Source organism: Streptomyces cucumeris, from assembly GCF_024295805.1.
Lineage (GTDB): Bacteria > Actinomycetota > Actinomycetes > Streptomycetales > Streptomycetaceae > Streptomyces > Streptomyces cucumeris.
The window spans coordinates 37,918-48,230 of record NZ_JANCLX010000031.1; the positions used below are offsets into that span (position 1 = coordinate 37,918).

Genomic DNA, 10,313 nt, shown 5'->3' on the forward strand with positions numbered 1-10,313 from the left:
CGGCGCCCCCGGGGCCGCCGCCCGGCGGGCCCCCCGCGGGTGGGGTGACCTGAGCGGGGGCCGGCCGCGTCGGTACGCGGCCGGCCCCCGTTGGCCGGACGAGCGCGCCGGATTCGGCTCAGACGGTGACGTCGAGCAGTGCCGCCCACTGCTCGACGGCCGGGCGCTCCGCCAGATCGGCCACCGCGATGTCGAGACCGTGTTCCTTGCGCCAGCGGCCCACCAGGGACATCAGCCGTACGGAGTCCAGGCCGTAGTCGACGAGGTTCTCGTCGTCGGGGATGTCCTCGGGATCCTCGCCGAGCACATCGGCGATATCGCTGCGCATCTGCGTCAGGGTGAGCGCCATGGTGGTCAGATCCCTTCCAGGACGGTGGCGGTGGTGGTCACGACGGCGCAGCGGCCCGCGGCCCAGCGCAGGGCCATGGCGTGCTCATCGGCGGAGAAGTCGGCCACGGCGTCGGCCACCACGAAGGCCTGGATGTCACGCATCCAGGCGTCGCACGCGGTCATCAGCACCCCGATGTGGGCATAGACGCCGGTGATGACGAGCTGGTCCCGGCCGAGCGCGCGGAGCTGTTCCTCGAGGTCGGTACGGACGAATCCGCTGTACTTCCATTTGGTGACCACGGTGTCCCCGGGGCCCGGCGCGACCGCGTCGACGATGGCCTCGGCCCGCGGGTCAGCGGGCAGTCCCGGCCCCCAGAAGTCCTGCTGCAGACCGCGCTCCTCGGGTGACTGCCCGCCCGGCTGGGCGGTGTAGAGCACGGGGATACCGAGAGCGGCGGCACGGGCCTTCAACGCGCTGATATTGGCCAGCAGTTCGGGGATCGGCGGCGCCTGGACGTCGTAGGCGGTCAGGAAGTAGTTCTGGAGGTCGTGCACGAGGAGCACGGCCCGCGAGGGGTCGACCTTCCAGTCGACCCGGTTCTGCGGCAGCTCGTCGGCCACCGGCATGGGGTACGGGGTGATGGCGGGCAGGGCCATGGGGCGATGTGCTCCGTTCACGGCTGGGTGGGGACGGTGTGCGCGGCGGCGGACCGCAGGTGTTTCTTGGAGATCTTGCCGACGCCGGTCTGCGGGAACGACTCCACGAACTCGACGCGGTCGGGGACCTTGTACCCGGCCAGTCCGCGCTCGCGGACGAACCGCTTGATGGCGACCGGTTTCAGCCGCTCGGCGCCGGTCCGCAGGATGACGTAGGCGCAGGTGCGTTCGCCGAGGTAGGGGTCGGGTTCGCCCACCACGTTGGCGTCATGGACCGAGGGGTGGGCGAGGATGTGGTTCTCGACCTCCTCGGCGGCGATCTTCTCACCGCCCCGGTTGATCTGGTCCTTGGCCCGGCCCTCCACGACCAGATGGCCGGTGGGGGTGAGCCGGACGATGTCGCCGGTGCGGTAGAAGCCGTCGGCGGTGAACGAGCGGGCGTTGTGCTCGGGGGCGTTCCAGTAGCCGCGGATGGTGTACGGGCCGCGGGTCAGCAGATGACCGGTGGCGCCCACCGGGAGGTCCTCGTCCTCGTCGTCCACGACCCGGATCTCGTCGTCCGGTGAGATCGGGCGGCCCTGGGTGGTGACGATGACCTCTTCGGGGTCGTCCAGGCGGGTGTAGTTGACCAGTCCCTCCGCCATCCCGAAGACCTGCTGGAGGGTGCAGCCGAGGGCCGGGCGGACCCGGCGGGCGGCCTGCTCGCTGAACTTGGCGCCGCCGACCAGCAGCACCTGGAGGCTGCTGAGATCGTGGCCGCTGTCGGCCGCGGCCTCGGTCCACAGCAGGGCGAGCGGCGGCACCAGACCCGTGAGGGTGACGCGCTCCCGTTCGATCAGCGGGAAGGCAACCTCGGGGCCGGGCTGCGGGCACAGCACCACGGTGCCGCCCGCGTACAGCGCGCCGAGCGTACCGGGCGAGGAGAGCGGGAAGTTGTGGGCGGCGGGCAGCACACAGAGGTAGACGCTGTGCTCGTCCACCGCGCAGATCTCGTTGGAGCCCCGCACCGAGTAGAGGTAGTCGTCATGGGTGCGCGGGATCAGTTTGGGCACGCCGGTGCTGCCGCCGGAGAGCTGGAGGAAGGCCAGGTCGTCCGGGGCGGGTTCGGCCAGCTCCACGGGTTCGGCGGGCACCGCGTCCAGCGGCTCGAACTCCCCCGCGTCGGGGCCCGCGACGAAGACGTGGCGCAGCCCGGGGACCTTCGCGCGCACCGCGGTGGCCAGCTCGCGGTAATCGTAGCCGCCGTGTTCGCCCGCGATGACGTACGCGGTGGCCTCGGTGAACTCGCAAAAGTAGCGGATCTCGGTCTCGCGGTGCGCCGGGAGCGCGAACACCGGCAGCGCCCCGATGCGGAAGAGGGCGAAGACGACCTCGAAGAACTCCGCGATGTTCGGCAGTTGTACGACGACCCGGTCGCCCTTGGCGATCCCGCGGGCCACCAGCCCGGCGGCGAGCCGGTCGGCGCGGTCGTCGAGTTCCCCGTAGGACCAGCGGCGGTCGGAGGCGGGGTCGACGATCGCGGTCCGCCCGGGGTGGGCGGTGGCGCGGTCACGCAGCATCCGGCCGAAGGTCTCGCCACGCCAGTGTCCGGCGGAGCGGTAGCGCTCGGCGAACGCTGCGGGCCATACGGGGGCCTGTGAACCGCTCACAGCTGTGCTCCCACGGCGCTGAGGAAGGTGCGGAACTTGGCGGCGGTCTCGGCGGTCTCGGCCTCGGGTTCGGAGGCGGCGACGACACCCGCCCCGGCGTACAGGCGCAGGGAGTTGCGCTCCGCCTCGGCGCACCGGATGGTCACCACCCATTCGCCGTCGCCGTCGGCGTTGCCCCAGCCGACGATGCCGGTGAAGAAGCCGCGGTCGAAGGGTTCGCTCTCCCGGATGACCCGGCGGGCGGTGTCCGTCGGAGTGCCGCAGACGGCCGGGGTCGGGTGGAGGGCGCAGGCCAGTTCGAGGGCCGAGGTGTCCGGGGCGGCGAGCGTGCCGGTGACGGTGGTGGACAGGTGCCACATCGCCGCGGTGCGCACCAGGGTGGGGGTGGCCGGGACCGTCATATCGGTGCAGTGGCGGGCCAGCGCCTCGTGAACGGCGCTGACCACCACGGCGTGCTCGTACAGGTCCTTGGCGGACTTCAGCAGGGCCGCGGCCCGCCGGACATCCTCGGCGAGGTCGTCGCTGCGGGGGACGGACCCGGCCAGCGGATTGGCGACGACGCGGTTGCCGTGCCGGGACACCAGCAGTTCCGGGCTGGCACCGAGCAGGGTGCGGTCCGGGGCGACGGGGAGGGCGAAGGTGTATCCGGAGGGGTCGCGGCGGGCAAGGCGCTGGAGCATCGCGGGGGTGTCCAGCGGCGCCGGGCTGTCGAGCTCCAGCGTGCGGGCGAGGACGACCTTGCTGAACTCGCCCCGCCACATGCGCTCGACCGCGGCGGCGACGGAGGCTCCGTACGCCTCGGGGGCGGGCACCTGACGGATGTCCAGGTCGAGCAGATCGGGCGCGTCCGCGGGCAGGGCGATCAGCGGATCGGCGGTGAGCGGCGGCGCGGTGTCCAGTCGGTCCGGTACGGCGAGGGCGGCGGGCGCGTTCTGGTCGAAGGGGACGGCTCCGATGACCACGGGGTCGGGGTGGCCCGCGGCGCGGGCGGCGGCGAGGGTCCCGGCCACTCTCAGGGGCAGGGGTCTCTCGTCGTGCGGCACCTCGCTGTGAACGCCCTCGCCGAGCAGGGTGCGGGTCGGGGTGGAGAGGAAGCGGGCTCCTGGGGTGTAGGAGTTGAGCAGCCCGGTGGCCGCGCCTACGGCGGGGTGGGCCGGTTCGGCCAGGGTGCTGGGCGCGGCGACTTCGGGTGAGGCCGACACGTGTGGCTCCGTTTCTCGCGCGTCCGGTTCACGGCGCGGACGCGCGGGGGTGGGGGTGTGCGGGTGAGAGTGGTGCGGGGTGACGCGGAGGGGTCAGCGGAGGGTGGCGCCGCCGTCGACGTACAGCTCCTGCATGGTGATGTGGCGGGCGCGGTCCGAGGCGAGGAAGAGCACGGCCTCGGCGATGTCCGACGGGTCGGCGATCCGGCCGAGCGGGATTCCGGTCCGGTAGGTGGCCGGGTCGCCGTCGATGACGCGGCGCGGAGCCTCGGTGTCCTGCCACAGCGCGCGTTGCATCGCGGTGTCGGTGGAGCCCGGGGCGACCACATTGCACCGCACGCCGCTGCGGGCGAGTTCGAGCCCGAGGCACTTGGTGTACATGGTGGCCGCCGCCTTGGAGGCGGCGTAGGCGGCCATCCCGGTGCGGGGGATGCCCGCGGCGTTGGAACCGACGGTGACGATGGAACCGGTTCCGCGGGCGGCCATACGGGAGGCCACGGCGCGGGAGGTGTGCAGGACGCCGGTGGCATTGACGGCGAAGGTGGCCTCCCAGTCCTCGTCCGCCAGTTGTGCGGCGGATCCGGGGCGGAGCACACCCGCGACGTTGACCAGTATGTCCAGCGGGCCGTGCCGGGTCTCGACGGTCTCGACGACGGCGTCCACCGCGGCGCGGTCGGTGACGTCCATGGCGTAGGGCGTGATCGCACCGCCGGCCGCCGGGGACACCGGCGCCGACTCCCCGGCGGGCGCCGCCACTTCACCGGACGGTCCGCCATGGGCGGCGGCCAGCGCCCGGACACCGTCGACCGCGCGGTCGGTCGCCGCCACATGGGCGCCGTCGGCGGCCAGCGCACAGGCGACGGCCGCGCCGATGCCCTGGCCGGCTCCGGTGACCAGGGCTCTGCGTCCGGCGAGCGGCGCATGGGCGCCAGGTATGTGTTCGGGCACGAAGGACCCCCCGTCTCGTTAAGGCAAGGCTAACCTAATCAAGCCAGGGTGGACCATTCCACCCACACGCCCGGCACAGGTTTTATTTTGGTTAGGCTAACCTCACTTTATGCAGCCGCAGCAGACGGATACCACGCAACCCGCCACCCACCAGGTCGCGGACGCAGGGGCGTTGACCACCGCCATCGGCCATGGGAGCGGTGATCCGGCAGTGGCCGGAAGCAAGCGCCGACTCTCGGCCGGTCCGTCGCGGCGTGTCACCGTGCTCACCGTCGCCGGTTTCACCGTCGCCCTCCTGCTGCTGTGCGCCGTCTCCATGAGCGTGGGCGCCGGGGACACCGGTCCGGGCCAAGCCCTCGACTACCTGCTGAATCGTCACGGCGCCCGTGCGGACTCCCGGCTGGCGCTGGTCATCGGCGATCTGCGGATCCCCCGCACCCTGACCGCGGTGCTCGTGGGCGCGGCCCTCGGGGTCGCCGGGTGCATGCTCCAGGCCGTGACCCGCAATCCGCTCGCCGAGACCGGGCTGCTCGGGGTCAACGCCGGTGCGTCGCTCGGCGTCGTGGCCGGGATAGCCCTGCTGGGACTGGATTCCGGATTCGCCGCGGTCGGCTGCGCCTTCGCCGGAGCGGTGATCGCCAGCGGACTGGTGCTCCTGATCGCCGGACGGGGTCGCGGAGGCTCCCCCATGCGGCTGGTGCTCGCCGGTTCCGCCCTGGGCGCCACCTTCGGCGGGCTCACCAATGTCATCGTCGTCAACTCCGCCGAGACCTACGACCAATTCCGCTTCTGGGTTCTCGGCTCACTGGCCGGGGTGGAGGGATACGGCGAACTCAAGCCCCTCTGGCCCGTCCTCGCCGTAGGTTTCCTCATCGCGCTGCTGGTCACCCGGCCGCTGTCCGCCCTGGCGCTCGGTGACGACCTCGCCCGCGGCCTCGGACACCGGCCCTCGGTGATCCGCACCGTGGTGGCGGTGTCCGTCACCCTCCTGACGGCCGGGGCGGTGGCCCTGGCCGGGCCGATCTCCTTCCTCGGACTGCTGGCCGGATTCCTGTCCCGCGCGATCGCCGGAGCCCGGCTCGCCACCCGGACCGTCCTGGCCGGACTCATCGGAGCCGGGGTCCTCACCACCGCGGACATCGCGGCCCGGGTGGTCTCCCGGCCGTTCGAGGCACCGGTCTCGGTGATCGTCGCCCTCATCGGCGCCCCGGTCCTCATCGGTGTGGTCCGCTCGCGGCGGCTGACCGAGATGGGCATGACCGACCCGGCGGGGGACGACGGCACCACCGGGTCCGGCCGCCGCACGCTCCCGGTGCGCCTGCCGCGACTCAAGCACCGGACGCGGCCGGGGGACCGGACACGCCCCGGACTCGGCGCCGGTACCGCGGTGCTGCGGCGCGGCGCCGTCTCCCTGCTGGTCCACCGCAGACCCGCGCTCGCCGTGCTCGCACTCGCCGCACTGACGGTCACCGCCGTGGTGTTCTCGGCGTACGCGGGCCAGAGCGGTATGGGGGTGACCCGCACCTTCCGCGCCGTGTTCGGCCAGGGGGACCGGTTCGACGTGCTGCTGGTGCAGAAGTTCCGGCTCGGCCGGATCGTCGCCGGAATGACCGCCGGGGCCGCGCTCGGATTGGCGGGGTGTCTGACCCAGACCCTGGCCCGCAACCGGCTCGCCACTCCCGAACTGCTCGGGGTGAACGACGGTGCCACCGCCGCCGTGCTGCTGTCGGTCGCCCTCAGCCCCACCGGCACGTTCGGCGCGTGGTGGGCGGGACCGCTGGGGGCCATGGTCGCCGTGCTCGCGGTCACCGCCGTCTCCGGCGGGCTGGGACAGCGCGGCTACCGCGTCCTGGTCACCGGTCTGGCGATGTCGGCCCTCGCCTCGGCCATCACCCAGGTCGTGCTCTCCCGCCGTTCGCTCAACTCCGCCAGCTCGCTGTACGTGTGGACCTCCGGAAGCCTCAACGGGCGCGGCTACTCGGTCGCGGTGCCCGTCCTGATCGGGCTCGCCGTCCTCCTCCCCGCGTCGCTGGCCGCCGCTCGCCACCTGGCGGTGCTGCGCTTCGACGACGCCACCTCCGCGTCCCTCGGCGCACATCCGGGCCGCACCCGCGCGGTGTGCATGGCACTGGCCGTGGCATCGGCCGGGCTCGCGGTCGGCATCTGCGGACCGGTGGCCTTCGTGGCCCTGGCCGCCCCCGTGATCGCCTCCCGGCTCACGGGCCCCCAGCGGGTCCCCGTCCTGGCCTCCGCGCTGACCGGCGCGGTGCTGGTGGTGGCGGCCGACGCCCTGGGGCGGATCGCCTTCTCCGGCACCGAACTGCCGGTGGGCGTGGTGACCACCGTACTGGGCGGCCCCTTCCTCCTGTGGGTCCTGCTCAACCGCACCTCCGCCGCCCGGCTCTGACACACGACCGGACCACGGTGGCACCCGCGCAGCGCCACCCATCACCGACCACCGATCCACCGACGAAAGGCAGACGTGACGTGACCGCTGTCCGCAGCCCCGCGCTGCGCGCCCTCATCGACGGGCTGCGCGGCGGAAGACCGGGCGCCGAGGAGGAGTTCTGGCACCGTGCCCGGACGGACGGCACCCCCCTGGTGGAGCCCGACTCCCAGGGGGACCCCGCACATCGGCTGGTCACCTTCGTCTGGCGGGACGCCGCGGAGCGGCCCGCCACGGACGTCCTCCTCCTGCTGCACACCATCACCGACCGGGACCGGCACGCCGGGGACCTGACACCGCATCTGATGCACCGCGTGGCCGACACCTCGGTGTGGGCGCTCAGCCACCGGCTGCGCGCGGACCACCGGGCCTCGTACCAGTTCCTCCCCGGCCACGGGTCCCGTGCGGAGATCCTGCGGACCGACCGGGCGTCGTGGCGCGGCGCCCTGGACCGGGCGGTACCCGATCCGCTGTGCCTCTCCCCCGCACTGCCCTCCCGCGACGGCCGGTCTCCCGCCTCGGTGCTGGCGCTGCCCAGCGCACCCGCGCAGCCGTACGCCGTCGCCGCGGGGCCCGTGCCCCGGGGGACGACCCTGGAACGGGAGGTTGGCGGGCGCCGGATCACCGTCCACCTGCCGCCCGGTGAGGTGTCCCCGGGAGCTTCCCGTGCTGTCGCGGTGCTGCTGGACGGTGAGATGTGGGGCCCGGTGCTGGACGCGGGCGGGATGCTGGACCGGATGGCCGCCGACGGGGCGCTGCCGCCCACCGTCGCCCTGCTCGTGGACACCATGGGACGACGGATGGATGATCTGGCCTGCAGCGAGGGGTTCGTGGACTGGCTGGCCGATGTCCTGCTGCCGTGGGCGTGGCGGGAGTTCGGGGCCGATCCGCGTCCGGAGCGGACCGTGGTCGCGGGGCAGAGCGCCGGAGGTCTTACGGCGGCCTTCGCCGCGTACCGCCGCCCGGACCGGTTCGGTCTCGCGCTGTCGCAGTCGGGGTCGTTCTGGTGGCCCGACGACGACGGGGACCGGGGGCCGGAGTGGCTCACCCGGCAGTACGCCACCGGCGAGCGGCGGCCGGTCAGGCTGTGGCTGGAGGTGGGCGCGCAGGAGTGGATGCTGCTCGCCGAGAACCGGCGGCTGCGCAATGTGCTGCGCGCGCGTGGCTATGACGTGCGGTACCGGGAGTTCAACGGCGGTCATGACTACGCCTGTTGGCGCGGTGGGCTGGCCGACGGACTGGCCGGGCTGCTCACCGGGGGGCCCGAGGAGAGGGCCTGAGACGGCGACGGGGCCCCTCCGGTCATCGGAAGGGCCCGTCGGTGTGTGTGGGGAGGGGTTCAGGCGCGGGTCCCGGCCCGGTCGTCCGCTCCCCCGGACGGTCCGTCGTCCCCGCCGGCCGGACCCTGGCCCTCGGCCGGTGTGCTCTCGGCTGATGTGTCCTGGCCCTCCCCCGGCGGCTCGTCGAACGGGGGCGGCTGGGGCGGCTCCTTGGGCAGCCGGAGGGCACACGGGGCGGCCAGCGCCACCAGGGCGGCGGTGACACCGACGGCGGTACGGAACGGCCCGGCGTCCATCTCCGCGCCGGGGTCATGTGCCCCGCCGCCGACCACCGCGGCGCACACCGCGATGCCCAGTGCGCCGCCGAGGGTCCGGACGATCTGGAAGAGCCCCATCGCCTGGCCCATCTGCGGTGGCGCGATGGTCTCGAACCCGGCGAGCTGCACGGTGAGCACGGCCGTGCCCAACACCAGACCGATCAGGAACATCAGCCCCCGCACGGCCCATACGCTCTCCGCCGTCCCCGGTACGGCGAGGGCGGCGAACACCGCCGCCGCCAACAGGAGCGTCGAGGCGGTCAGCAGCCGCGGACCCAGACGCGGCAGCAGCAGGTCCACGACCCGGGAGGCCAGCATCAGCCCGAGCGCCTCGGGGAACACACTGAGTCCGGCGTCCAGGGCTGATCCGCCCAGCGATGCCTGGAACAGCAGCGGGACCACGAAGAGCACACCCATCAGCCCGGCCGCGGTCAGCGCGGCGAGCACCGAGGCGGCACCGTAGCTCCGGTCGCCCAGCAGGGACAGCGCCAGCAGCGGTGACCGCGCGCGGCGCTGGTGGAGCACGGTCGCCACCGCGAGCGCCACGCCGAGCACCGCGCACAGCACGACCGGGGGCCGGGTCCAGCCGTGCGCCGGGCCGAAGCCCAGCGCGTAGGTCAGCAGGCCGAGGGCGGGGGTGGCGAGCAGGAAGCCGGTGCGGTCGAACGGCCCGGACGTGCCCTCGACCTGTTCCCGCAGGCCGACGACGCCGAGCAGCACCGCGAGCACCCCGATGGGCACGTTGACGAAGAACAGCCAGTGCCAGGAGAGGTGTTCGGTCAGCAGACCGCCCAGCGGCGGGCCCAGCGCGGGCATCAGCGCCGTCGGCACGATCAGCACCTTCGACAGCTTCACCCGCTCATGCAGGGCGAACGCGCGGAACAGCAGGGTCATGCCCACCGGGGTGAGCAGTCCGCCGGCCAGTCCCTGGACACCGCGCGCCGCGACGAGCACCGGGAGGCTCCCGGCCGTCCCGCAGACGGCGGACGCGGCGGTGAAGACGGCCAGCGCGGACAGGAACACCCGCTTGGTGCCGAAGCGGTCGCCGAGCCACCCGGCCACCGGCAGCGCGAGCGCCAGGGCGACGAGGAACGCCGTCTCGACGGTGTTGGCCGCCGAGACGGGCTGTCCGTAGTCCTCGGCGATGGTGTAGAGGGCCGGGTTGACGATGGTCGAGTCCAGGCCGTTCATGCACATCGCGGCCACGTACACCAGGACCACCGCGACACGGGGGCGTACGCGCGGCACGGGCAGGAAGCCGCCCCGGGGAGCCGGTGTGCTCATCGGGAGAGCACTCCCGCGTCGTGCTCGGTGACCCAGTCCAGGGCTTCCTGGCGCAGACACGGCCCGTGGGCGGTGGACCACCCGGCGGGCACGTCCGCGAACAGCGGCCACAGCGAGTGCTGCCGCCGTTCGTTGACCAGGACGAGGAACTCGCCGTCCGCGTCGAAGGGGTTCACGGATGCGTCGTTGTTCGCGGCCAT

9 protein-coding genes are annotated in these 10,313 nt (G+C 73.3%); 2 read left to right on the forward strand and 7 right to left on the reverse strand.

What is annotated here, in order from left to right; all coding sequences use genetic code 11:
* Positions 1-118: 118 nt before the first annotated feature.
* The 5 genes from NMK44_RS32485 to NMK44_RS32505 form a co-directional block, all read right to left on the reverse strand.
* Positions 119-349 (reverse strand): phosphopantetheine-binding protein, encoded by a 231-nt coding sequence (locus NMK44_RS32485; protein WP_254749840.1) that lies wholly within the window; start codon positions 347-349, stop codon positions 119-121.
* Between the two features lie 5 nt (positions 350-354).
* Positions 355-987: an isochorismatase family protein gene (locus NMK44_RS32490; protein WP_254749842.1), complete on the reverse strand. Its 633-nt coding sequence runs from the start codon at positions 985-987 to the stop codon at positions 355-357.
* Between the two features lie 17 nt (positions 988-1,004).
* Positions 1,005-2,636 (reverse strand): (2,3-dihydroxybenzoyl)adenylate synthase, encoded by a 1,632-nt coding sequence (locus NMK44_RS32495; protein WP_254749844.1) that lies wholly within the window; start codon positions 2,634-2,636, stop codon positions 1,005-1,007.
* Positions 2,633-3,838, reverse strand: a complete 1,206-nt coding sequence (gene dhbC, locus NMK44_RS32500) for an isochorismate synthase DhbC (RefSeq protein ID WP_254749846.1) — start codon at positions 3,836-3,838, stop codon at positions 2,633-2,635. Before dhbC ends, NMK44_RS32495 begins: the two co-directional genes overlap by 4 nt.
* Before the next feature lie 93 nt (positions 3,839-3,931).
* A complete protein-coding gene (locus NMK44_RS32505) occupies positions 3,932-4,786 on the reverse strand; it encodes a 2,3-dihydro-2,3-dihydroxybenzoate dehydrogenase (RefSeq protein WP_254749848.1) in 855 nt (284 codons plus the stop codon).
* Positions 4,787-4,895: 109 nt separating this feature from the next.
* Here NMK44_RS32505 and fhuB point away from each other — a divergent pair, with 109 nt between their 5' ends.
* Both fhuB and fes read left to right on the forward strand, forming a co-directional pair.
* Complete coding sequence (gene fhuB / locus NMK44_RS32510) at positions 4,896-7,193, forward strand: Fe(3+)-hydroxamate ABC transporter permease FhuB (protein WP_254749850.1); 2,298 nt, start codon at positions 4,896-4,898, stop codon at positions 7,191-7,193.
* A gap of 80 nt (positions 7,194-7,273) precedes the next feature.
* A complete protein-coding gene (gene fes, locus NMK44_RS32515; RefSeq protein WP_254749852.1) occupies positions 7,274-8,512 on the forward strand; it encodes an enterochelin esterase in 1,239 nt (412 codons plus the stop codon).
* A gap of 59 nt (positions 8,513-8,571) precedes the next feature.
* Here the strand turns inward: fes and NMK44_RS32520 are convergent, their stop codons facing one another.
* On the reverse strand, positions 8,572-10,113 hold the full coding sequence (locus NMK44_RS32520) for a DHA2 family efflux MFS transporter permease subunit (RefSeq protein WP_254749854.1): 1,542 nt from the start codon (positions 10,111-10,113) through the stop codon (positions 8,572-8,574).
* Positions 10,110-10,313 (reverse strand): MbtH family protein, encoded by a 204-nt coding sequence (locus NMK44_RS32525; RefSeq protein ID WP_254749856.1) that lies wholly within the window; start codon positions 10,311-10,313, stop codon positions 10,110-10,112. Before NMK44_RS32525 ends, NMK44_RS32520 begins: the two co-directional genes overlap by 4 nt.

Bases quoted from the DNA above. Each gene is read 5' to 3' on its own strand.
- fhuB (WP_254749850.1), top strand. From the start codon at position 4,896: ATGCAGCCGCAGCAGACGGATACCACGCAACCCGCCACCCACCAGGTC.
- NMK44_RS32520 (WP_254749854.1), bottom strand. From the start codon at position 10,113: ATGAGCACACCGGCTCCCCGGGGCGGCTTCCTGCCCGTGCCGCGCGTA.
- NMK44_RS32525 (WP_254749856.1), bottom strand. From the start codon at position 10,313: ATGGCCGCGAACAACGACGCATCCGTGAACCCCTTCGACGCGGACGGC.
- NMK44_RS32490 (WP_254749842.1), bottom strand. From the start codon at position 987: ATGGCCCTGCCCGCCATCACCCCGTACCCCATGCCGGTGGCCGACGAG.
- NMK44_RS32485 (WP_254749840.1), bottom strand. From the start codon at position 349: ATGGCGCTCACCCTGACGCAGATGCGCAGCGATATCGCCGATGTGCTC.